Annotated in this window: 23 protein-coding genes; 13 read left to right on the top strand and 10 right to left on the bottom strand. The window is 72.0% G+C overall.

All coding sequences use genetic code 11. The features are described from left to right. Positions 1–55 precede the first annotated feature (55 nt). Both TSO221_RS25175 and TSO221_RS25170 read right to left on the bottom strand, forming a co-directional pair. Entirely contained in the window at positions 56–1,237 is a 1,182-nt protein-coding gene (locus TSO221_RS25175; RefSeq protein WP_247878266.1) for an MFS transporter, read from the bottom strand. 9 nt (positions 1,238–1,246) lie between these two features. Continuing rightward, positions 1,247–4,129, bottom strand: a complete 2,883-nt coding sequence (locus TSO221_RS25170) for an ATP-binding protein (protein WP_109121262.1) — start codon at positions 4,127–4,129, stop codon at positions 1,247–1,249. 115 nt (positions 4,130–4,244) lie between these two features. Between TSO221_RS25170 and ubiA the strand changes: the two genes are divergently transcribed. Further along, the gene (ubiA, locus tag TSO221_RS25165) at positions 4,245–5,168 is read left to right on the top strand and encodes a 4-hydroxybenzoate octaprenyltransferase (RefSeq protein ID WP_109121261.1); all 924 of its coding nucleotides are present in this window, start codon (positions 4,245–4,247) and stop codon (positions 5,166–5,168) included. Positions 5,169–5,209: 41 nt separating this feature from the next. Further along, the gene (locus TSO221_RS25160; RefSeq protein ID WP_109121260.1) at positions 5,210–5,707 is read left to right on the top strand and encodes an anti-virulence regulator CigR family protein; all 498 of its coding nucleotides are present in this window, start codon (positions 5,210–5,212) and stop codon (positions 5,705–5,707) included. 7 nt (positions 5,708–5,714) lie between these two features. On the opposite strand, the gene TSO221_RS25155 is transcribed toward TSO221_RS25160, so the two are convergent. From TSO221_RS25155 to TSO221_RS25145, 3 genes are all read right to left on the bottom strand, one after another. Continuing rightward, positions 5,715–7,049 (bottom strand): metallopeptidase TldD-related protein, encoded by a 1,335-nt coding sequence (locus tag TSO221_RS25155; protein ID WP_109121259.1) that lies wholly within the window; start codon positions 7,047–7,049, stop codon positions 5,715–5,717. 71 nt (positions 7,050–7,120) lie between these two features. Next, positions 7,121–8,347 carry a multidrug effflux MFS transporter gene (locus tag TSO221_RS25150; protein WP_109121258.1) on the bottom strand — a complete coding sequence of 409 codons (1,227 nt, stop codon included), beginning with the start codon at positions 8,345–8,347 and terminating at the stop codon, positions 7,121–7,123. A 105-nt stretch (positions 8,348–8,452) separates the two neighbouring features. After that, positions 8,453–8,878, bottom strand: coding sequence for a DoxX family protein (locus TSO221_RS25145; protein WP_109121257.1), 426 nt, complete (start codon positions 8,876–8,878; stop codon positions 8,453–8,455). Positions 8,879–9,098: 220 nt separating this feature from the next. Between TSO221_RS25145 and TSO221_RS25140 the strand changes: the two genes are divergently transcribed. After that, complete coding sequence (locus TSO221_RS25140) at positions 9,099–9,938, top strand: hemerythrin domain-containing protein (RefSeq protein WP_199229618.1); 840 nt, start codon at positions 9,099–9,101, stop codon at positions 9,936–9,938. Between the two features lie 112 nt (positions 9,939–10,050). Here the strand turns inward: TSO221_RS25140 and TSO221_RS25135 are convergent, their stop codons facing one another. From TSO221_RS25135 to TSO221_RS25125, 3 genes are all read right to left on the bottom strand, one after another. Beyond that, positions 10,051–11,562: a UbiD family decarboxylase gene (locus TSO221_RS25135; protein ID WP_109121256.1), complete on the bottom strand. Its 1,512-nt coding sequence runs from the start codon at positions 11,560–11,562 to the stop codon at positions 10,051–10,053. A 77-nt stretch (positions 11,563–11,639) separates the two neighbouring features. Further along, on the bottom strand, positions 11,640–12,119 hold the full coding sequence (locus TSO221_RS25130; protein WP_109121255.1) for a TerB family tellurite resistance protein: 480 nt from the start codon (positions 12,117–12,119) through the stop codon (positions 11,640–11,642). 46 nt (positions 12,120–12,165) lie between these two features. Next, a complete protein-coding gene (locus tag TSO221_RS25125; protein WP_109121254.1) occupies positions 12,166–12,822 on the bottom strand; it encodes a methyltransferase in 657 nt (218 codons plus the stop codon). 199 nt (positions 12,823–13,021) lie between these two features. Here TSO221_RS25125 and TSO221_RS25120 point away from each other — a divergent pair, with 199 nt between their 5' ends. Further along, positions 13,022–13,717: a CHAP domain-containing protein gene (locus TSO221_RS25120; protein ID WP_247878264.1), complete on the top strand. Its 696-nt coding sequence runs from the start codon at positions 13,022–13,024 to the stop codon at positions 13,715–13,717. A gap of 191 nt (positions 13,718–13,908) precedes the next feature. Here the strand turns inward: TSO221_RS25120 and TSO221_RS35635 are convergent, their stop codons facing one another. Beyond that, positions 13,909–14,082 (bottom strand): hypothetical protein, encoded by a 174-nt coding sequence (locus TSO221_RS35635; protein ID WP_158284205.1) that lies wholly within the window; start codon positions 14,080–14,082, stop codon positions 13,909–13,911. A gap of 148 nt (positions 14,083–14,230) precedes the next feature. Then, positions 14,231–16,294 carry an ATP-binding protein gene (locus tag TSO221_RS25110; RefSeq protein WP_158284204.1) on the bottom strand — a complete coding sequence of 688 codons (2,064 nt, stop codon included), beginning with the start codon at positions 16,292–16,294 and terminating at the stop codon, positions 14,231–14,233. A gap of 168 nt (positions 16,295–16,462) precedes the next feature. Between TSO221_RS25110 and TSO221_RS25105 the strand changes: the two genes are divergently transcribed. From TSO221_RS25105 to TSO221_RS25065, 9 genes are all read left to right on the top strand, one after another. Next, positions 16,463–17,746 carry a 3-deoxy-D-manno-octulosonic acid transferase gene (locus TSO221_RS25105; RefSeq protein WP_109121250.1) on the top strand — a complete coding sequence of 428 codons (1,284 nt, stop codon included), beginning with the start codon at positions 16,463–16,465 and terminating at the stop codon, positions 17,744–17,746. Beyond that, entirely contained in the window at positions 17,743–18,732 is a 990-nt protein-coding gene (lpxK, locus tag TSO221_RS25100; protein WP_109121249.1) for a tetraacyldisaccharide 4'-kinase, read from the top strand. Before TSO221_RS25105 ends, lpxK begins: the two co-directional genes overlap by 4 nt. Next, positions 18,716–19,612 carry a lauroyl acyltransferase gene (locus TSO221_RS25095; protein ID WP_109121248.1) on the top strand — a complete coding sequence of 299 codons (897 nt, stop codon included), beginning with the start codon at positions 18,716–18,718 and terminating at the stop codon, positions 19,610–19,612. The genes lpxK and TSO221_RS25095 overlap by 17 nt, the downstream gene beginning before the upstream one ends. 86 nt (positions 19,613–19,698) lie before the next feature. Then, complete coding sequence (locus TSO221_RS25090) at positions 19,699–20,352, top strand: LysE family translocator (protein WP_109121267.1); 654 nt, start codon at positions 19,699–19,701, stop codon at positions 20,350–20,352. Positions 20,353–20,475: 123 nt separating this feature from the next. After that, positions 20,476–20,868 carry an NADH:ubiquinone oxidoreductase subunit NDUFA12 gene (locus TSO221_RS25085; protein WP_109121247.1) on the top strand — a complete coding sequence of 131 codons (393 nt, stop codon included), beginning with the start codon at positions 20,476–20,478 and terminating at the stop codon, positions 20,866–20,868. A 25-nt stretch (positions 20,869–20,893) separates the two neighbouring features. Next, a complete protein-coding gene (gene mlaD, locus TSO221_RS25080; protein ID WP_109121246.1) occupies positions 20,894–21,385 on the top strand; it encodes an outer membrane lipid asymmetry maintenance protein MlaD in 492 nt (163 codons plus the stop codon). Positions 21,386–21,473: 88 nt separating this feature from the next. Beyond that, positions 21,474–21,644, top strand: coding sequence for an antitoxin (locus tag TSO221_RS25075; RefSeq protein WP_109121245.1), 171 nt, complete (start codon positions 21,474–21,476; stop codon positions 21,642–21,644). After that, on the top strand, positions 21,641–21,907 hold the full coding sequence (locus tag TSO221_RS25070; protein ID WP_247878267.1) for a type II toxin-antitoxin system RelE/ParE family toxin: 267 nt from the start codon (positions 21,641–21,643) through the stop codon (positions 21,905–21,907). The genes TSO221_RS25075 and TSO221_RS25070 overlap by 4 nt, the downstream gene beginning before the upstream one ends. 20 nt (positions 21,908–21,927) lie before the next feature. Next, positions 21,928–22,686, top strand: a complete 759-nt coding sequence (locus TSO221_RS25065) for a methyltransferase domain-containing protein (protein ID WP_247878262.1) — start codon at positions 21,928–21,930, stop codon at positions 22,684–22,686. Positions 22,687–22,731 lie beyond the last annotated feature (45 nt).

Genomic DNA, 22,731 nt, shown 5'->3' with positions numbered 1-22,731 from the left:
CAGGCGGGTGCGGGGGGCGTCGGTCATCGTGGGTCCTCGGGCAGCGGGTGCCGGATTATAGGGGAAAACCCCGCCGCACCAGCAACAGCCCCAACAGCGCGGCGGCCGAGAATCCCGCGCCCGCCCAGAACGTCGCCGCCGGGCCGATCGCGCTCCACAAGGCGCCGGCCAGCACGCTGGCGGCCAGCAGCGCCACCCCGGTCACCAGATTGAACACGCCGAACGCCGTGCCGCGGCGGTCGGCCGGGGCGCCGTCGGCGACCAGAGCGGACAGCAGGCCCTGCGTCATTCCCATGTGCACGCCCCACAGTGCCGCCCCCAGGAGCACCAGCAGCGGCCCGTCGGCCAGCGCCAGCGCCGCGTCGCTGAGGATCAGCACGGCGAATCCGGCGAGCAGCAGCCCGTGCCGGCCAATGCGGTCGGACAGCGCCCCCACCGGATAGGCGGTCAGCGTGTAGGTGACGTTCATCGCCACCATCACCGCCGGCACCAACGCCAACGCCAAGCCCGCGTCCTGCGCGCGCAGCACCAGGAACGCCTCGGAAAAGCGCGCCAGCGTCATCACCACGGCCACCGCGACCAGCGCCCAGAACGGCCGGCCCAGCCCGGCCAGCCCGGCGCGCGTCCAGATCGGGTGGAGGGCGCGCGCCTTGGGGATGCCCGGCGGCTCGCGCACGCCCAGCGCCAGAACCGCGACGCACAGCACGGCGGGCAGCGCCGCCACCCAGAACACCAGCCGCACGTCGTCCGACGACAGCGCCATCAGCGCCATCGCCGCCAGCGGCCCCAGCACCGCCCCCACCGTGTCGAGGGCCTGCCGCAGGCCGTAGGCGGCGCCGCGCTGCTCCGGCGGGGTGAGGTCGGCGACCAGGGCGTCGCGCGGGGCGCCGCGGATGCCCTTGCCCACCCGGTCGACGAAGCGCGCCGCCAGCACCATCGAGACGGAGGAGGCCAGCGGGAACAGCGGCTTGGTGACCGCCGCCATGCCATAGCCGAGCAACGCCAGCGGCTTGCGCCGGCCGATGCGGTCGCTGAGCGTGCCGGAGAACAGCTTGACTATGGATGAGGTCGCCTCGGCGATGCCCTCGATGATGCCCACCGACAGCGCGCTGGCCCCCAGCACGCTCACCAGAAAGACCGGCAGCAGGCTGTGGATCATCTCCGACGAGAGGTCCATCAGCAGGCTGACCAGGCCGAGCGCCCACACGCCGCGGGGCAGCGGCTTCCGTTCCGTCATTCGCATGTCCTATTCGTGCCCGGTCGATACCGGTGGCGTTCTGAGGAGTTCGCAGAGCAGGCGGCGCAGATCGGCCGGCGGGACCGGCTTGTGCAGCGTGACGAGGCCGCGGCCGGTGGCCTCCGCCTGGAGCGCCGGGGCGGTGTCGCCGGTCAGCAGGATGCCCGGCAGCTCCGCCCCGTACACCCGGCGCAGCGCGGCGATGGCCTCCACGCCGGTGTGGCCCTCGCGCAGGCGGAAATCGGCGATCACCACGTCCGGGCCGCTGCCGTACGCCTCGGCGCGGCGCAGCGCGGTGGCGGCGTCGGGCGCGTCGATCACCACGCAGCCCCAGGTCTCCAGCATCGCGCGCAGGCCCTGGAGGACGATCGCGTCGTCGTCGATGATCACCGTCAACGCGCCTGAGGCGGTCCCGGTGGAGGACGGCGGTGCCGGCGGATCGGTGCGCAGCACGGCGGCGCTGAGCGGCACCTCCACCGCGAAGACCGAGCCGTGGCCGGGCCGCGAGCGCACGTCCAGCCGGTGGCCGAGCAGCCGGGCCAGCCGCTTGACGATAGCGAGGCCGAGGCCGAGTCCCTGCGCGCGGTCGCGCGCCGGGTTGTCCACCTGCACGAACTCGTCGAAGATGTCCTCCAGCCGTTCCGGCGGAATGCCGATGCCGGTGTCCCACACCTCCACCCGCAGCACGCCGCCGCGCTGCCGGCAACCGACCAGGACGCCGCCGCGCTCGGTGTACTTCAACGCGTTCTCGATCAGGTTGCCGAGGATGCGGCCGAGCAGCGTCGGGTCGCTGTCGGTGCTCAGCGCGCAAGGCACCACCGTCAGGTCGAGCCGCTTGGCGGCGAAGCGTGGTGCATATTCCGCCTCCAGCCGCTCTAGCAGCGGGCCGAGCGCGAACGGCGCCACCTGCGGCGCGATCACTCCGGCGTCCAGCTTCGACAGGTCGAGGATGCCGTCGAGCAGGCCCTTCAGCGCGTCCAGCGCCTGGTGCATGGTGCCGACCAGCGGCTGCGCCTCGTGCCCGGCCAGACGCTCGCCCAGGACATGGATGAAGAACAGCAGCGACTGCACCGGCTGGCGCAGGTCGTGGCTGGCGGCGGCGAGGAACTTGGACTTGCTGACGTTGGCGCGCTCCGCCTCGTCCTTGGCGTCGCGCAGCGCGTCCTCGATGGCGTGGCGGTCGGTGACGTCGAGGTTGAGGCCGGTCATCCGCACCGTCCGGCCCGAGGCGTCGGCGAAGGTCCGGCCGATGGCCGCCAACCAGCGCACCCGCCCGTCGGGATCGACGACGCGGAACTCGCTGGCGAAGGACGTCACCGCCGCCACCGAGGCGTTCGTCTCGGTCCAGAAGCGCTCGCGGTCGTCGGGGTGCAGGCGACGCTCGAGATGCTCGCGCGTCGGCTCCCCTTCGGGGACGGGATAGCCGAACAGCCGCCACTCGCTGTTCGACCAGGTGATGCGGTCGGTGGCCACGTCCCAGTCCCACAGCCCGGCGTTGGCGCAGTCGAGCGCGAAGTCCAGCCGCTCGGCGTGCTCGCGCCGGGCGCGCTCCGCCTCGTGCAGGTCGGTGACGTCGAGCACCACGCCGTCCCACACCACGGTCCCGTCCGCCAGCCGGGTGGTGGTGGCGTGCGTGCGCAGCCGGCGCAGGACGCCGTCGGTGGTGCGCAGCTCGCCCTCCAGGCGCATGGACTCCAGCGTGCGGGCGGTGCGGGCCATCGCCTCGGCCCAGGCCTCCGCGGTCTCCGGCGTCATCCGGGCCGTCACGGCGTCGGTGTCGGCGGGCCCGCGCCGCGCCACGCCCGGCTCCAGCCCCAGCGCCCACTCGGACGCGTCGCTGAGGTACGGGTAGGCGACGGTGCCGTCGGGGCGCAGGACGCGGCGGAAGATCACGCCGGGGAAGTTGGCGGCGATGTCGCCCAGCCGCCGCTCGGCCGCCTTCTCGGCCTGGAGGTCGGCGAGCCGCCGCTCGGCCAGCTGGCGGCGGGTAAAGGAGCGGATCATCACCTGCGCGAGGAGCGCGGCGAGCCCCAGCGCCAGCGCGCCGCCGCCGTACAGCGCCCACCGGGCCTGCCGCAGGATCTCCTGGATGGTGGCGCGGGGCGTGCCGACCAGCACCTTCCAGCCGGACAGCGGCGCGGTGGCGTAGACGCCGAACACCGGCGTGCCGTCGAGCGCCTCCGCCTCGAAGCTGCCCGCGTGGCCCTGGGTGATCCCGGCGAGCTGCAACGGCGTGGGAAGGCTGCCGATGAAGGGGTCGTACTGGTCGCGCGACAGCGTGTGGGCGATCACCCGGTTGTCGCGGTCGAGCAGCAGCAGCCCGCCGCCGGGCATGGTCGGGTGCTCGCCCAGCACCGTGTGGAACGTCCAGGCCGGCAACGCCACCACCAGCGTGTAGCGGAGCTGCCCGCCGACGCTGACCGGCACGCGGATGTTGACCACCGGCTCCGCGATCCGCTCCGGCAGCCGCACCAGGCCGCTGACGATGGTGCGGCTGCTGCGCATGACCTCCCGCAGCTGCTCGGGGAAGGCCGGCAGCGGCAGTGGCGCGCCGAAGGGCAGCCGGGTGTTCACCAACTGGTGCGCGTCGTCGGTGAGGATCACCGACAGCCAGTAGCCGCTGACGCCCAGCGCGCGGCGCGCCACGTGGTCGAAGGCGGCGAAGTCGCCGGACTGCAGCGACTCCGCGGTGGCGAGCGTCTGCACCGCCGCAACCTCGCGGGCGAGCTGACGGTCCACGGTGGCTGCGGCGGTCGCGGCGGTGGCGCGCAACCGCTCCTCGATGAGCGTGCGCTCGACCCCGCTGTAGTGCGCGACGACCAGCGCCGTGAACAGCACGACGGGCAGCAGCGCCGCAGCGACGAGGAAGACGAGCTGGCGTGGATTGAGCATGCCGTCCCTGACTGCGCGTCGAGGCGGTGAAAAGCTTACGAGGGCGCTCGAAGAACCGGCAAGGGTTTTCCCCCGCCTTGCTCACAGGAGCAGGGCTGGCTACCTTGGCCGTCCCATGAGCACCTCATCCTCGCCGCCGGACTCCGGCTTCACCGACATCCGCCAGGGCTGGATCGACCGCTGGGCGCCGCCGTCCGTGCGGCCGTACCTGCTGCTGGCCCGGCTCGACCGGCCGATCGGCACGTGGCTGCTGCTGTTCCCCTGCTGGTGGAGCGCGGCGCTGGCCTCGCCGGGACTGCCGGACCCGTGGCTGTTCGTGCTGTTCGCCGTCGGCGCGGTGACGATGCGGGGGGCCGGCTGCACGGTCAACGACATCCTCGACCGCGACTTCGACGCCCGGGTGGAGCGCACCCGCGCGCGGCCGATCCCCTCCGGCCGGGTCAGCGTGCGGCAGGCGCTGGCCTTCCTGGTGCTGCAGCTGCTGATCGGGCTGGCGGTGCTGCTGCAGTTCAACGCCACGACCATCGCGCTGGGCGTGCTGTCGCTGGTGCTGGTGTTCACCTACCCGCTGATGAAGCGCATCACGTGGTGGCCGCAGGCGTTCCTCGGCCTCGCCTTCAACTGGGGGGCGCTGGTCGGCTGGACGGCGGTGCGCGGCGAGCTGGAATGGCCGGCGCTGGCGCTGTACGCCGGCGGCATCGCCTGGACGCTCGGCTACGACACCATCTACGCCCACCAGGACAAGGAGGACGACGCCCGCATCGGCGTCAAATCCACCGCGCTGCGCCTGGGCGACCAGAGCAAGATCTGGATCTACGGCTTCTACACGCTGGCGCTGCTGGGCATCGGGCTGGCCGGGCAGCTGGCCGGGCTGGGCTGGGGGTTCCGCGCCGTGCTGACGCTGGCCATCCTGCAGCTGGCGTGGCAGGTCGCGGTGTGGAATCCCGACGACCAGGGCGACTGTCTGGCGAAGTTCAAGTCGAACCGCTGGTTCGGCTGGGTGGTGCTGGCCGCCGTCGTTGCGGGACGCACGCTCTAGCCCCAGGTACGGGAGAGGGTTCTCGTTCGAGGATGAGGGACATGACGGGATACGCACACCGCGCCGCGGCACTGGGTCTGGCGGTGGCGCTGGCCGCCGGGCCGGCGCTCGCCGAGAAGGGCGGGCAAGGCAAGGGCCACGGCAACCCGCACGAGGCGGGTCCGGGCGGCGGCCCGCCCTGGGCGGAGGGCGCGGATCAGGGCGGCCCGCCGGGCAAGGCCAACAAGCCGGGCAAGGACGAGGCCGGCGGCCCTGGCGGCAGCGTGGTCGTCACCACCGGCGACCGCACGGTGATTCAGAACTACTTCATCGCCAACCCGGTGGGCGTCAGCCCGCTGCCGCCCGGCATCGCCAAGAACGTCGCGCGCGGCAAGCCGCTGCCGCCGGGCATCGCCAAGAAGCAGGCACCGCCCGCGCTGATCCAGCAGGTCCCCGCCTGCCGCAGCGGGCTGGAGTGCATCCTGCTGGGCGCCGACCTGCTGATCCTCGACGCCGTGCACGGCGTGGTGCGCGACATCGTGCGGAACGTGGTGCGCTGAGCGCCGCCTACATGCCGGCGACGGTCATGCCGTCGATGCGCACGGTGGGCGCGTCCATGCCGTAGCGCAGCTCCAGGTCGCTGGCGACCTCCAGGTTGAGGAACATCTCCTTGAGGTTGCTGGCGACCGTCAGCTCGCTGACCGGGTAGGCCAGCCGGCCGTTCTCGATCCAGAAGCCGCTGGCGCCGCGGCTGTAGTCGCCGGTGACGCCGTTGACGCCCATGCCCATCATCTCGGTGATGTACAGGCCGTCCTTGATCTCGCCGAGGATGGCGTCGCGCGAGCGGGCGCCGGCCGCCAGATAGATGTTGGACGGCGACGGGCCCGGCGGGCCGGAGGTGCCGCGCGACGCGTGGCCGGTGGTGGCCAACCCGAGCTGCCGGGCCGAGCGCAGGTCGAGCAGCCACGTGGTCAGCCGGCCGTCCTCGATGATGGTGCGCTTCCGCACCGCCACGCCCTCGGCGTCGAAGGGGCGGGAGCGCATGCCGCGGCGGACCCACGGGTCGTCCACCACCATGACGCCGGCCGGGAAGATCTGCTGGCCCAGCCTGTCCTTCAGGAAGCTGGTGCCGCGCGCCACCGCCGGGCCGCTGATGGCGCCGGTCAGGTGGCCGAGCAGGCCGCGCGACACGCGCGGGTCCAGCACCACCGGCACCTTCTGGCTCTTCACCTTGCGCGGGTTCAGGCGGCGCACCGCCTTCTCGCCAGCCTCCCGGCCGATGTCGGCGGCCGAGCGCAGGTCGGCGCCGTAGACCTTGGAGTCGTACTCGTAGTCGCGCTCCATCGCCGTGCCCTCGCCGGCCAGCACCGACGCCGACAGCGAGCGGCGCGACACGCTGTACGAGCCGGCGAAGCCGTTGGAGGCGGCGATGGCGACGGTGGAGCGGCTCCAGCCCGCGTCGGCGCCCTCCGAGTTGGTGACGCCGGGCACCGCCCGCGCCGCCTCCTCGGCGATGCGGGCCTGCTCGATCATCGAGTCGGGGGCGGGCTCCTCGGGATCGCAGATGTCGAGGTCCGGCCACTCGCGCGCCAGTTGGTCGGGATCGGCGAGGCCGGCGAACGGATCCTCGGGCACCACGCGGGCCATGGCGACGGCGCGCTCCACCAACTCGTCCAGCGCGCGGGCGCTGCGGTCGGTGGAGGAGACGATGGCCTGCCGCCTGCCGACGAACACCCGCAGGCCGAGGTCGCCGGATTCCGAGCGCTCCAGCTTCTCCGGCTTGCCGAGGCGCTGGCTGAGCGAGAGGGAGGCGCTGTCGAACAGCACCGCGTCGGCGGCGTCGGCACCGGCGGCGCGCGCCTTGCGGATGAGGTCTTCCAGCAGATTCAGCACGTCGGCCATCAAAAGCGTCTCCGGTGGGTCACATGAGCGTGTCTAGCAGATGGGGACCGCCGGCTGAAGAGGACAGAGGTTTATGCCGGCCGGACGGCCGATTCCCCCTCCCCCGCCGGTCCTCCTTTTCTTCTGCCGCCGCCGCGGGCGTAGGCCCAGGCCGCCAGCGCGGCGAGATTGGTCAGCAGCATGCCGGCCGCCATCACCACGGGGTCACCCGGCTCGAACAGGCCGGTCGCCGCCGACGCCGCGGCGCCGATCCCCATCTGCACGAACCCCACCAGGCCCGACGCCGTGCCGGCCAGCCGCAGGTCGACGCCGACGGCGGCGGTCATGGCGACCGGGATGGTCAGGCCGTTGCCGACGCACAGCAGCACCGTCGGCAGGAACAGGCTCGCCGGCGAGAAGTGCCCGGCCGCCAGGAAGCCGCCGATGACCAGCGGCCCGGCGACCGACAGCAGCAGCCCGGCGAACGCCAGCGCCTCCAGCCGCACCCGCCCGGCCAGCCGCGACACCGCCATGTTGCCGCCCATGTAGCCGGCCGACAGCAGGACGAAGTACAGCCCGTACTCGCTGGGCGGGCGGTGCAGCGTGACGCTCATGGCGTGCGCCGCGCCCGCCAAGAACACGAAGAAGCCGCCGGTCATCCAGCCGACCACCAGCGAGTAGCCGAGGAACAGCCGCCGCCCGAGCAGCGCGCGGTAGGCCTGCCACAGCGCCGTCGGGCCGGGCAGCGGGGTGAGGTCGCGGTGCGTCTCGGGCAGGCCGCGCAGCGCCGCCGCCCACACCAGCCCGCCGAAGCCGACCAGCAGCAGGAAGCCGGCGCGCCAGCCGAACCACTCGTCGAGGAACCCGCCCAGCGCCGGCGCCACCATCGGCGCGATCGCCATGCCGGCGATGACCAGCGCCAGAACCCGGGTGGCCTCCTCGCGGCTCCAGGCGTCGCGGACGATGGCGCGGGCGATGACCATGCCGGCGCAGCCGCCCACCGCCTGCGCCGCCCGGCCGAGGACCAGCAGCCCGATGGAGGGCGCCAGCGCGCAGGCGAGGCTGGCCGCCACGTAGAGGCCGAGCCCGGCGAGCAGCACCGGCCGCCGCCCCCAGCGGTCCGACAGCGGCCCGTACAGCAGCTGCCCCAGCGCCACGCCGATCAGGTAGAGCGACAGCGTGAGCTGCACCGTCGCGTGGCTGGCGTCGAACACCCGCTCCATGCCGGGCATCGACGGCACGAAGATGTTGAGCGCCAGCGGCCCGGTCGCAGTGGCGGCGACCAGCAGCGGCACGGAGGGCTTCGGGTACCGGGTCATGGGGCTTTTCGGAAGCGGAAACGCGCCGCGGCGCGCGGAAGGCCCGAGAGCCTACCCGCACGCCGCCGCAATCAGAAGACGATTTTCCGAAACCCCAGGCTGCGGTCAGGCGGCCGTACGGGCGGTCAGGCGCTCGACCACCGGCAGCTTCAGCGCCAGCGCGCCGTCGCCCAGCAGGGCCTGCACGCCGAGCAGCACGGTCCAGAACGCCGGGAACTCCCAGCCGCCGCCCGGCGCGGAGAACACCCAGCCGTTGCCGGCGTGCTGCAGCGTGGCGCCGACCATCACCGGCGCCAGGGCCAGCGCGACCAGCCGGGTCTGCACGCCCAGCGCCAGCAGCAGGCCGCCGCCGATCTCGGCGAGAATCACGAGGTAGGCGAAGAAGCCCGGGTAGCCGATCTGCTCGAAGAAGGCGACGGTGCCGGGAACGGTGAAGACGAAGACCTTCATCAGGCCGTGCGCGAGGAACAGGACGCCCAGGGAGACGCGCAGCAGGAGGGCGGCGTACGGGGCGGTGCGGGAGTCGGTCATGGTGGAATTCCTTCGGTTCGCGGTGGATCGGTGCCGTGTGGCGTTGAAGGCATTGAAGCGGTTTTCCACATCGCGATAAACGCCGCTCTTTGCCACTCATTGTTCTCAATACGGAAACTATGATCCGACGCGGAACTGTTTCGCCGACAATCAGTTCTCCCGATGCTGCGGCGCAGCAAGAACGCGTTGCGCCGCACTGCCAACCGCATGGGGAGTGACGATGACCATCACGCAGATGATCCAGGCCGGCCCGGCCAGGGCCAACGATCTGTTCGGCAAGCTGGCCGAGACCGGCGACGGCGCGGTGAAGACCCGCGAGACGCTGTTCGCAAAACTGAAGGAGGAGCTGGAACTGCACGCCCGGCTGGAGGAGCAGCACCTCTTCCCGGTGCTGCGCAAGCACAAGGAGACCAGGGACCTCGTCGCCGACGCGGTCAACGACAACAGGCAGGCCCGCGCCCTGCTGGCCGAACTGGAGCGCCTGCCCAAGGACGGCGAGGAGTTCCCGAAGAAGCTCGCCGAGCTGAAGCGGGTGTTCCAGCAGCACGTCCGCGACGAGCGCAAGGACCTGCTGCCGGCGGTGAGGAAGGCGCTGAGCGACGAGGAGGCGCAGGCCATCGCCGACAAGGTCGAGGCCGGACGCACCGAGGTCGAGGAGGCCAAGCGCGAGGAGGCCCGCCGCGTGCGCGAGACCGCCGAGGCGGTGACCCGCCCGGCGAAGGCCCTGGTGGAGACCGGCGCCCGCGCCGCCGACGCCGTCACCCGCACCGCGCAGCCGGCTCTGGAGCGGATGGAATCGTTCGGCTCCGCCGCCCCCTCCGTGGCCGCCCGCGCGGTCAACGAGGCCGGTGTCGCCTGGGCGCAGTGGGCGAACCGGACGACGCTGGCCACCGCCGACGCGGCGCTGGAGTTCGCCCGGATGAACACGCCGCTGCACCTGGCGCAGCTTCAGGGCCGCGTGGTCGGCGAGGCGGTGCGCGCGTGGTTCGACGTCAGCGCCCGGCTGACGCAGGTCTCACTGCGCGCGTCGGAGGAGATGATGCGGGGCGGGCGGCGGTGACGCCGACACTTGCCCCCCTCCCAACCTCCCCCCGCTTAGCAGGGGGAGGAGATTTCCCCTCCCCTGCGTCAGCGGGGGAGGGGGCAGGGGTGGGGGCAAGCCCCCCCGTTCATCACTTCCAGATCGGCGTCCCGCTTCCCGGCAGCCCGTAGCTCGCCCACTTCCGCGAGACCTCGTCGACCACGCCCTGGTCCATGCGGATCTTCTCGCCCCATTCGCGCTTGGTCTCCGGCGGCCACTTGTTGGTGGCGTCCAGGCCGACCTTGCCGCCCAGGCCCGATTCCGGGCTGGCGAAGTCCAGGTAGTCGATGGGCGTGCCCTCGATCACCGTGATGTCGCGCGCCGGGTCCATGCGGGTGGACATCGCCCACATCACGTCCTTCCAGTCGCGGGCGTTGATGTCGTCGTCCACGACGATCACCCACTTCGTGTACATGAACTGCCGCAGGAACGACCACACGCCCATCATCACGCGCTTGGCGTGGCCGGGGTAGGCCTTCCTCATGCTGACCACGGCGATGCGGTAGGAGCAGCCCTCGGGCGGCAGCCAGAAGTCGACAATCTCCGGGAATTGCTGGGTCAGCAGCGGGATGAACACCTCGTTCAGCGCCTCGCCCAGCACCGACGGCTCGTCCGGCGGGCGGCCGGTGAAGGTGGACAGGTAGATCGGGTTGCGCCGCATGGTCATCGCCGTCACCGTGAACACCGGGAACGGCTCGACCGAGTTGTAGTAGCCGGTGTGGTCGCCGTACGGCCCCTCGTCGGCGGTCTCGTCCAGGCTGACGTGGCCTTCCAGCACGATCTCCGCCTGCGCCGGGACCTTGAGGGGGACGGTCTTGCAGTCGACCAGTTCCACCTTCTTGCCGCGCAGCAGGCCGGCGAACTGGTACTCCGACAGGGTGTCCGGAACCGGCGTGACGGCCGCCAGGATGGTGCCGGGATCGGCGCCGAGCACGACCGCGCAGGGCAGCGGCTCGGTCTTTCCGGAGGCGGCCCAGCGCCGGTGGTGCTGCGCGCCGCCGCGGTGCTTCAGCCAGCGCATGATGGTCTTGTTCCGCCCCAGCACCTGCATGCGGTAGATGCCGAGGTTGAAGTCGTCCTCGCGTTTGCCGGTCGGGCCCTTGGTGACCACCAGCGGCCAGGTGATGAGCGGCGCCGGCTCGCCCGGCCAGCAGCTCTGCACCGGCAGGCGGCCGAGGTCGATCTGGTCGCCGGTCAGCACCACCTCCTGGCAGGGCGCCGAGCCGACGGTCTTCGGCTTCATCGACAGCACGGTCTTGGCCAGCGGGATCAGCTCCAGCGCCTCGCGGAAGCCGCCGGGCGGCTCCGGCTGCTTGAGGAAGGCGAGCGTCTCGCCGACCGCGCGCAGCTCGTGCGGCTCGCGGTCCATGCCCCAGGCGACGCGCTCCACCGTGCCGAACAGGTTGACCAGCACCGGCATCTCGGAGCGCGTGCCGTCCGCCTTGATGACGTTCTCGAACAGCACCGCCGGCCCGCCCTCGGCCAGCAGGCGGGTCTGGATCTCCGTCATCTCGAGCATGGTGGAGACCGGCTCCTTGACGACGACGAGCCGTCCGGCAGCCTCCAGCCGGTCGATGAAGTCGCGCAACGAGGTGTAGGGCATGGGGCGTCCGCCGATCCGGGTGATGCGAAGGCCCCTAACATCGGCGAAGCGGACGCGGCGTCAAGGAAATGACGCGCCTACTCCCACACCCCCGTGCCCTCCGGCAGGCCCATGCGCTTCAGCACGCGCTTGCGCGCTGCGCCGACCTCGACGTCGCTGACGTGCAGCAGGCCGCCGATGCGGCGCAGCAGGTTCGATTCCAGCGCGTGCAACTCGCCGTCGGCGTAGGCGACCTCCCACAGCATCTCGATGAGCCACATCCGCTGCTCGGGCGGGCAGCGCTCGACCACCACGCTGACGTAGTTGAAGTGCGGCGCCACGCCGCGCGCCTGCGACTCGGCGGCGGCCAGCAGGTCGGCGGCCTCCTCGGCGCCCAGCCCGAAGCGCTCGCGCACCAGGGCGGCGATGCGGGCGCGCTCCTCCGGCGCGATGCGGTCGTCCATCCGCGCCGCCTCGACCAGCAGCACGGCGGCGGCGAGGTGCAGCGTGTCGCGGTGTTCCGGCCCGGGCGGGCGCTTCTCCCAGGCCTCGAACATGGCCTTGATGCGGTCCAGCATGTCTCCTCCTCCAGCGTGTCGGGGGAATAACGCGTAGACCCGCTGATCAGCCCGGCAGCAGGCGCCAGACGTTGGTCTCGCGCAGCGTGCGGTCCTCCAGTTCCAGCGAGGTCGGCACGGCGTAGCGCCCCAGAAGCTCGAGTCCCGTGGAGGGCACGTAGGCGCGGCCGGGGTCGCCCAGCACCACCAGCGTGCCCGCCGCGGCGATGCGCCGCAGCCACGCGGTGACCCGCTCCGCCATCGGGCGCTCGTAGCAGACATCGCCCGCCAGCACGACGTCGATGTCCGGCAGATCGCGGCCGACGAGGTCGTCGCTCACCCCCTCCAGGGCGACGCCGTTGAGCCCCGCATTCAGCTCCATGGCCGCCAGCGCGAAGGCGTCGATCTCCGCCGCGCGCACATACGCCGCCCCCGCCAGCGCGCAGGCGATGCCCACCAGGCCGGTGCCGGCGGCGAAGTCCAGCACCCGCTTTCCCCGGACAGTTTCAGGGTTATCAAGGATATGGCGCGCCACCGCCTGCCCGCCCGGCCAAGCGAACGCCCAGTAGGGCGGCGGCAGGTTGTTGCGGGCCAGCGTCGCCTCCGTCGCCTCCCACAGCGGCGTCACCTCGGTGGCGAGGTGCAGGCGCAGCTCCGGCAACAGCGATGGGGGGGCGACCGCCGTGTTGGCGCGGACGAAGGTCGCGGGGTCGGCGTGAGTCATGATGCATAACCTTAGAAAGGGTGTGGTCGGCTTGACCGCCTATGTCCGGCTTGGTTGGTCAGATAAATCAATCGGGGTAGACTCTCGCCGCACCTCGTGTTACCCAGCCAAACAGGGGATACAAAGGGAAGGGGGTAACATGCGGCCGAACGGATTGGGAATCCGCCTTTCGCTCGCGGCGTTTCTTGTCCTGAGCCCCATGGCATCTCCGGCCGCGCATGCGGAGGATTGTGTCCGCGTCGTCCGATCCATTTCCGACTTCACGATCCAGGGCGACGCCTGGATGTGGTGGAACCGTGCCGAGGGCCGCTACGCCCGCGACCACGCGCCGGCCGACGGCTCGGTCCTGGTGTTCAAGCGCGCCGGCCGCATGAACCGCGGCCACGTCTCCCTGGTCAGCAACGTCATCGACCGCCGCACCATCGAGGTCGACCATTCCTGGCTGAACACCCGCGGCCTGCGCCGCGGCATGCGCGTCATCGACGTATCGGCCAACAACGACTGGTCCATGGTCCGCGTCTGGCACGAGCCGACCGGCCAGCTCGGCCAGCGCGTCTACCCGACCTACGGCTTCATCCTGCCCGAAGGCGCCGCAGCGAAGCGCCTGGATCCGGAGCCCCGCTTCACGATCTCTCCGCGTGGCCGCGGCGGCCACGACGCGATCCGTCTGGTGACCGCCCAGGCGCCCGCGGCCGCCCCGACGGTGCGACCCGGCCACAAGCCGAAGCAGGCGGTGGCCCAGACCATCTTCGCGTTGCAGATGGTGCCCGACACGGTGCTGCCGGCGCGCAAGCCGTCGCGCGGCGTGATGGTCGCCTCCGCCGATGGCAAGCCCTGCCCCCTGCCCGGCCGCAAGCCCGGCGCGCTGGTCCAGGTCGCCGCGAAGAGCGAGTGAGCCGGCGAAAGCCGTTCCTGGGCTTTCGCCCCACACTTTCAGCTTTTCCTCCCGAACCGTCATGGCCGGGCTTGTCCCGGCCATGACGGAAGAGAAGATTGTCCGGATTTGAGAGGGGCGTAGACAGCAGCGTCCGACGTCATGCTCTCAGGCGGACACGGCGGGTACGGACAGGCCGATCCAAGCCCCCCTCACAAGCACTCGTGCGCCCGGTCGAGCAGGCAGCGCGCCTCGTCGAGCAGGGCGCGCTGGCGGGCGATGCTGTTCCAGCCGTGCTCATCGTGCTGATGCACCCGGATTTCCGACAACACGTGCTCGGCCCGGTCCAAAGAGGCAATAACGGTGACGGCGGTCTCGGTGTCCATCGCGAACCCCCAAATCAATGCTTCGGTTTCTTTGTATTTTTTCTCGCGCTCTCCGGCGCACGACTCCCTATGCCAAATCCTCCGCGGCGGAGGAATTGGCTAGATGGTCGCAGACTTGCGGGTTTTCCCTAGAATTTAACGATTTTTGCTAGGACGCGGAGACGCCGATCGACCGTTCCACCGGGAGATCCACGGTGACCCGCGTGCCCTCGCCCAGCGCGCTGGCCAGCGTCAGCGTGCCGCCGTGCAGTTCGGTGAACTGGCGGGCCAGCGGCAGCCCCAGGCCGGTGCCGTCGGCGTTGCGGTGCAGGACGCTCTCCACCCGGCCGAAGGGGGCGAAGACGGTGGCCAAGTCCTCCGGCGCAATGCCGATGCCGGTGTCGGCCACCGTCAGCGTGACGCCGCCGTCGGAGCGCCGCTCGGCCTTCAGCGACACCGTGCCGTCCTCCGGCGTGAACTTGACGGCGTTGGACAGCAGGTTCAGCAGCACCTGCCGCAGCCGGCGGTAGTCGCCGCATATCGACGGCAGGTCGTCGGCAATGGCCAGTTCGAGGTGGACGCCACTGCTCCCGGCGCGCCGGCGGACCAGTTCGAGGCTCTCCTCGACCAGTTCGCGCACCTCCACCTCGTCCTCCTGCAGGTCGATGGTGCCGGCCTCGACCTTGGCCATGTCGAGCACCTCGTCGATCAGCTCCAGCAGCAGCGAGCCGGCGCGATGGATGTGGTCGAGATAGCCGGTGCAGCGCACCGAGCAGTGCGTGCCGAGCAACCCGCTGCGCATGCCCTCGGAAAAGCCGATGACGCTGTTGAGCGGCGTGCGCAGCTCGTGGCTCATGTGCGCCAGGAAGCGCGATTTGGCGGCGTTCGCATCCTCCGCCTGCTCCTTGGCGCGGCGCAGCTGCTCGCCGGCTTCGGCCAGCGCGCAGGTGCGCTCGAGCACCTTGGCTTCCAGCGTCTGGTTGAGCGCGCGCAGGTCCTCCTCCGCCCGCTTGCGCGCGGTGACATCGCGCACGGCGGTCAGCACCGCGGGCGCGCCGTCGTGGATGGTCAGCGTGCTGGAGACGTCGACGGTCAACGGCTGGCCGCGCAGCGTGCGGTAGACCTGCTCCATGATCGGGTTGCCGCCGAAGCGGTGCGCGACGGCGATGCGGCGCAGCACGGCGTCGTGGAAGGCCGGGTCGATCACGGTCAGCACCGGCAGGCCGTGCAGCGCCGCCGGGCTCTCCGCCTCCAGCAGCAGCGCCGCCTCGGCGTTGGCGTAGAGGATGGTGCCGTCGCGGTGGATCAGGATGGCGACCGGCACCGTCTCGACCAGCCGGCGGAAGCGCTGCTCGCTCTCCATGGCGGTGCGGGCGCTGTGGAACTGATGGTCGGCGTACCACGCGGCGCCGAACAGCGCCGCCGCCGCCAGCACCAGGAACGCCACGCCCAGCGTGCGGAAGGGCACGGACTCCTGCCACGCCGCCGCCGCCCAGCCGTTGATAGGCACCGCGGCGATCTCCCAGCGCCCGCCGGGGAAGAACACGTCGAGGCGGACCGGATCGAGGCCGAACAGCTCCGGCCGACCGAAGAACACCCGCCCGGCGCCGCCACCCTCGGTGTTGCGGATCGCCACCTCGATGTAGTTGGGGATGCGGCCCAGCCCGGCCTTGAAGAACAGCTCCGGCGCGTCGATCACCACGCTGACCAGACCGGCGAAGCTCTCGCCGCTGCGGCCGTCGGCGATGAAGACCGGGGTGCGGCTGACGATGCCCAGACCGCCCTGCACCAGCCGCACCGGCCCGGCGACGATGCCCTTGTGCTGGATGATGGCGTTGCGCACGCCTTCCCACTGGTCGGGAACATTGCGGTAGTCGGTGCCGATGACGCGCTTGTCGGGGTAGGCGAACTCGATGACCGTGAGCGACGAGGCGGCGATGTTGAGGATCTCGCTGCGGTCGGGGGTGAGGATCTGCTGGGCGACGCGGTCGAAGGTCTCGGCGTCCAGCTTGCTCTGAGCACGCAGCAGCGCCTCGAAGCTGCGGGCGGTGAGCAGCGAGTCGTTGAGCTGCCCCTCGAGCCGCGAGCGGACGACACCCAGGTCGTGCAGCACCTCGTGCCGCGCCACCTCCTCGCGGCGCTGGTGCTCGGTCCGTTCGGCGACGAGGAATCCGGCGCCGGCCGCCGCCGTCAGAACAGCGGCGATCGCGTACGTCGCAATCCTCCGGATCATCAAGCCTCCCCCGCGCCAACCGATACGCACATACGGTAGCATTTCCCCACGGCCGAACGGTTGTGTTTTCCTCCGTTCGATTCCCGGCCGCGCCCGTGCTAAGGTGCCGCCGCCGCGCGCGACCCCGCCGCGGCCGTGGTGGTGGTTTTCGTCGTCGCTCATACCCGCATGCTTCATTCCCTCTACCGCGGCCTGACCTACATCGGCGGGCCGGCGGTGCGCCTCTACCTCGACCGCCGGCGCGCGGCCGGCAAGGAAGACCCGCTGCGCGGCGGCGAGCGGCTGGGCCACGCCGTGCGCCCGCGCCCGGCCGGGCCGCTGGTGTGGGTGCACGCCGCCAGCGTGGGCGAGGCGAACTCGGTGCTCGTGCTGATCGACCGCATCCTGGCCCTCACCCCCGACGCCACCGTGCTGCTGACCACCGGCACCGTCACCTCGGCGGCGCTGATGGCCCACCGCCTGCCGGCACGCGCCATACACCAATACGTGCCGGTGGACCTTCCGGATGCCGTCGGCCGTTTCCTCGATCATTGGCGGCCCGACCTCGTGCTGTGGATCGAGTCCGAGATCTGGCCGAACCTGCTGGCCGGCGTGCGCCGGCGCGGGATTCCGGCGGCGCTGGTCAACGCGCGGATGTCGGCGCGCTCCTTCGCACGCTGGCGCTACGCGCCGGGGCTGGTGCGCGGCCTGCTGGCGACCTTCCGCGTCGTGCTGGCACAGACCGAGGGCGACGCCGAGCGGCTGCGCGCCCTGGGCGCCGCCGGGGTCGCCTGCGTCGGCAACCTGAAATTCTCCGCCGAGCCGCCGCCGGCCGACCCGGCGCACCTCGCCGCCCTGCGCGAGGCCTGCGAGGAGCGGCCGGTCTGGCTGTTCGCCAGTTCCCACCCCGGCGAGGACGCCGTCGCCGCCGAGGTGCACGCGGCCCTCACCGCCCGCCTGCCCGACCTGCTGACCATCGTGGCGCCGCGCCACCCGCACCGCGGCCCGGACATCGCCGCCCTCATGCAGGCGCGCGGCCTGAGCGCCGCCCGCCGCGCCGAGGGCGCGCTGCCGCAGGCCGGGCACGCCGTCTACGTCGCCGACACGATGGGCGAACTGGGCCTGCTGTACCGGCTGGCGCCGGTGGTGTGCATGGGCGGCTCCTTCATCCCGCACGGCGGGCAGAACCCGGTGGAGCCGGCGCAGCTCGGCTGCGCGGTGGTGTACGGCCCGCACATGTGGAACTTCGCCGAGATCACCCACCAGCTGGAGGCTACGGGCGGCGCCGTCGCCGTCGCCGATCCGGAGGCGTTGCGCGCCACCGTCGCCCGCCTGCTGACCGACGGCGAGGCCCGCGCCGCCGTGGTCACCGGCGCGCGCCGGGTGACCGAGCACAACCGGCGGGTCGTCGACCGGGCGCTCGACGCGCTGGCGCCGCTGCTCGCCCAGGCCGGCGTGAAGGCCGCGGCATGAAAACGCCTGCCTTCTGGTACCGGCCCGCCGGCGCGCTGGCGGGACTGCTCGCCCCTGCAGGATCGCTGTACGGGCTGGGCGGCGCGCTGCGGATGTGGTTGACGACGCCGCGCCGCGCGGGCGTGCCGGTGCTGTGCATCGGCAACCTGGTGGCCGGCGGCGCCGGGAAGACGCCGGTGGCGGTCTCGATCCTGCAGGCGCTCACGGCGCGCGGCGTCGCGGCGCACGCGCTGACCCGCGGGCACGGCGGGGCGGAGCGCGGGCCGCTCGCCGTCGATCCGGCCCGGCACGGCGCCGCCGACGTCGGCGACGAAGCGCTGCTGCTGGCCGAACACGCCCCCACCTGGGTGGCGCGCGACCGCGCCGCCGGGGCGCGGGCAGCGGCCGCGGCCGGGGCGCAGGCCATCGTGATGGACGACGGTTTCCAGAACCCCGCCCTCGCCAAGGACCTGTCGCTGCTGGTGGTGGACGGCGCCACCGGGTTCGGCAACGGCCGCCTCGTCCCCGCCGGGCCGCTGCGCGAGCCGGTGGCGCGCGGCCTCGCCCGCGCCGACGCCGTTGTGGTGATGGGCGACGACCGCGCCGGAGTCGCCGCGCGGGTGGCGCCGCTGCCCGTGCTGCGCGCCCGCATCGAGGCGGACGAGGCGGAACTCGCCGGCCGCCGCGTGCTTGCCTTCGCCGGCATCGGCCGGCCGGAGAAGTTCTTCGACACGCTGCGGGCGCTGGGCGCCGGGGTGGCCGAGGCGCACCCCTTCGCCGACCACCACCCCTACCGCGAGGACGAGGTGCGCCGCCTGCTGGCCCGCGCCGAGGCGCTGGCGGCGGAGCCCGTCACCACCGCCAAGGACGCCGTCCGCCTGCCGACGGCGCTGCGCGACCGCGTGCGGGTGCTGCCGGTGCGGGCGGCATGGGATGACCCGGCGGCGCTCGACACCCTGCTCGACCGCCTCGTCGCCAAGGGAGGACGCCGTGGCGAAGCCGCGTAGCCCGCTCGTCAAGTGGCTGACCCGCCACGTCGCCCATCCGCTGGAGACGGCGCTGGTGCGCCTCGCCGTGGCGATGTTCCGCGCACGGACGCCGGAGCGCGCCTCCGACCTCGGCGCCCGCATCGGCCGGACGCTGGGGCCGCGGCTGCCCAGCCACCGCACCGCCCGGCGCAACCTGGAGCGCGCCTTCCCCGAGAAGTCCGCCGCCGGGATCGACGCGATCCTGACCGGCATGTGGGACAACCTCGGCCGCACCATCGGCGAGTACGCGCACCTCGACGCGCTGGCCGAGCGCAACACGGAGGTGGTCGGCGGCGAGATCCTCGAGGCGATGCGCAGCGACGGCCGCGGCGGCATCCTGGTGTCCGGCCACCTCGCCAACTGGGAGGTGCCGCCGGTGGCCTCGCGCAAGCACGGGCTGGAACTGGCGCTGGTCTACCGGGCGCCGAACAACCCGGATGTGGGCGACCTGCTGGTCGCGCTGCGCGGCGCCGGCAGCTCGACGCACATCCCCAAGGGGCCGGCCGGCGCGCGCACGCTGGTCCGCCTCCTGTCGGAGGGCGGGCACGTCGCCATCCTGATCGACCAGAAGCTGAACGACGGCATTCCCGTCCGCTTCTTCGGCCGCGACGCCATGACCGCGCCGGCGGCGGCGACGTTCGCGCTGCGCCTGGGCATCCCCATCGCGCCGGCCCGCATGGAACGGCTGGGCGGCGCCCGCTTCCGCATCACCGTCTTCCCGCCGCTGGACCCGCCGAACACCGGCGACCGCGCCGCCGACGCCCGGATCCTGACCGAACGGCTGACCGCCCTGCTGGAAAGCTGGATCCGCGAGCGGCCGGAGCAGTGGCTGTGGACGCACCGGAGGTGGCCGGACTGAAGACCGGCCCTGCGCGCAACGCGGGTGTGTCGGTTGGCGCGGCGAACTATAGTCGCTGCCACACCGCCCTTCCCGAGGTATCGGCCATGCCGCTCGACCCGCATCTGCTGCAGCTCTATCTCGTCGCCGCCACCGTGCTGGTGCTGGCGCCCGGCCCCGACTCGCTGCTGGTGCTGGCGCGCGGGCTGACCGAGGGGCGGCGCGCCGGGCTGGTGGCGACCGCCGGCATCACCGCCGGGAACGTGGTCCAGGCCGTGCTGGCGGCGGCCGGGGTGTCGGCGCTGATCGCCGCCTCGCCGACGCTGTTCGACCTGCTGCGCTACGCCGGCGCCGCCTATCTGGCGTGGATCGGCGGCAAGGCGCTGTGGAGCGTCGCCGTGGCGCACCGGCAAGGTGCCGCGCCCGTCGACCCGCCGCCGCCCGCGTCCGCGCGGCGGGTGTTCGCCAACGCGCTGCTGACCAACCTGCTGAATCCGAAGATCATCCTGTTCTACCTCGCCTTCGTGCCGCAGTTCGTGGCGCCGGAGCGCGGCATGGTGGGGGTGCAGATCTTCCTGCTCGGCCTGATTTTGGGGGGCATGGGCTGCGTCTACCTCGCCGGCGTGGCGGTGCTGAGCGCCGGGGCGGCGCGCCGGGTGCTGACCAGCCGGGCTCTGCGCACCGCGCTGGACGGCGTGGCGGGCGTGCTGTTCCTGGGATTCGCGCTGCGCCTTCTGCTGACCGAGCGCCGCTTCGCCTGAGTGCTTGAAAAACCGGAGCATGGCAGTGGACGGGCGGCAATCGGGGTGTCATAGTGCGCGCCGTTCGCCGGGGCCCTCCCTTTGGGCCTACGCCCTCCCTGCAAAACGACACCGACCGCGACGATGAGCGAAAAAGTCTCCCTCATTACCTGGATGGCCAACATCCAGATCCGCTTCCTGACGTGGCGCCGGGGCGAGCTGGTCGGCACCGACCGCTTCGGCAACACGTACTACCGCGCCAAGAACGCGCGCGCCGGCATGCGCGAGCGCCGCTGGGTGCTGTACAACGGCGAGCCCGAGGCGTCCAAGGTGCCGCCGGAGTGGCACGCGTGGCTGCACCACTCGGCCAAGGAGCCGCTGCCCGAGGGCCAGAGCCCGTACCACAAGGCGTGGCAGCAGGAGTGGAAGCCGAACCCGTCGGGCTCGGCGCAGGCCTACCGTCCGCCCGGCCACGTGCTGCAGGGCGGCAAGCGGGCGGGCGCCACCGGCGACTACGAGCCGTGGACGCCGAACTGAGCCGCCGGCCGAGCTAGGAACCATCATGCGCCGGAACGTCATCGAGACCGTGCTGGGCGGCGTCGTCCTCGTGGTCGCCGCCTTCTTCCTGGTCTTCGCCTACCGCAGCGCCGACCTGCGCAAGGTCCAGGGCTACGCCGTGTCCGCCAACTTCTCCAGCATCAACGGGCTGGCGGCGGGGGCGGACGTGCGCATCAGCGGCGTGAAGGTTGGTTCGGTCGAGAGCCTGTCGCTCGACCCCAAGTCGTTCCAGGCCGTTGTCCACATGCAGATCGACAACGGCATCAAGCTGCCCAAGGACACCGCCGCCGTGGTGGCGTCCGAGAGCCTGCTGGGCGGCAAGTACATGTCGCTGGAGCCCGGCGGCGAGGAGCAGACGATCGCCGCCGGCGGCCGCATCGAGTACACGCAGAGCGTGCCGGGCCTGGAACAGCTGCTGGGCCAGGTCATCTTCAGCCTGCAGAACACCAACAAGGGCGGCGACGCGCCGAAGGATCCGGGCGCGGCGAAGATGTGAGGAACGGGCGGGCCTTGCCCCGCCCCCATCCGCATGAGCCACTCCGCGTGCCCTTGCCGACGGCACCGTTCACGCGTAGATTCCCCCCATGGGCGAACCGGCCAGCATCTTCGACATCGAAAATCATGACCTTGAAGAGCAGGCGCTCCTCGAGGCGGAGGCCGAGTTGGCGGCCGGCAAGGGAATCCCGCACGAGAAGGTCCGCGTCTGGCTCAAGAAGCTGACTGCAGGTCAGTACGAGCCGCCGCCTTGCGGGTGATCTGGGCGCCCGCCGCCCTGCGCGACATCGATCTCATCTACACCTACGTCATGGCGTTCAACCCAGACGCAGCCGTGCACTTGGCTGAACGTCTGCTCGTCACGGGTGAGAGCCTTGGCGAACTCCCCGAACGCGGACGGCCGATCAGCGGAGATCGACGGGAGTTGCTGATCGTGTGGCCATACATTATTCGTTACCGCATCGATGGCGATGAGGTCAGAATCATGCGCGTCCGGCACGGCCGACGCATGCCCCTGCCTTGACTATAGTTTTAGAGGGTAACGTGTCCGTCACGGTTCAGCGCTGGGAATCCGATCACTACATGCAGCACGCCGGCTTCGTGCCGAAGCTGGGGCTGGGCGTGGTGGAGTGGCTGGCGCCAAGACCGGGCGAGCGCGTCCTCGACATCGGCTGCGGCGAGGGCAGCCTGACCGAAGCGCTGGTGGCCGCCGGCTGCACCGTGGTCGGCATCGACTCCAGCGCCGAACAGGTCGAGGCGGCGCGCCTCCGTGGGCTCGACGCGCGGGTCGTCGATGCGCACGCCCTGCCCTTCCGCCAGGAGTTCGACGCGGTGTTCTCCAACGCGGCGCTGCACTGGATGAAGCATCCCGACGCGGTGATCGCCGGGGTGTGCCGCGCGCTCAAGCCCGGCGGGCGCTTCGTCGGCGAGTGCGGCGCGGCCGGCAACGTCGGCGCCATCCACGCCGCGCTGGGCCGCGCGCTGCAACGCCGCGGCATCGACGCGCGGCGCGTCGATCCCTGGTACTTCCCGACGCCGGAGGACTACCGCGCGCGGCTGGAATCGGCCGGCCTCCACGTCCGCCGCATCGAGCGCTTCCCCCGCCCCACCCCGCTGCCGACCGACATGGCGGGCTGGCTCGCCACCTTCGCGCAGAGCTTCACCCAGGCGCTGCCGCCGGCCGAGCGTCCGAGCTTCCTCGGCGAGGTGCTGGCGGAACTGGAGCCCGAACTGCGCGCCGAGGACGGCCGGTGGACCGCCGACTACGTCCGCCTGCGCTTCGCCGCCGACAAGCCGGCCTGACGCACGGCGGAACCCTCACCATCCCAGGCCGTTTCCCCGCCGACG

It is taken from the genome of Azospirillum sp. TSO22-1, assembly GCF_003116015.1.
Taxonomy (GTDB): domain Bacteria; phylum Pseudomonadota; class Alphaproteobacteria; order Azospirillales; family Azospirillaceae; genus Azospirillum.
Note: the sequence above shows the minus strand (reverse complement) of the source record. Positions and strands in the feature narration are given on the sequence as shown.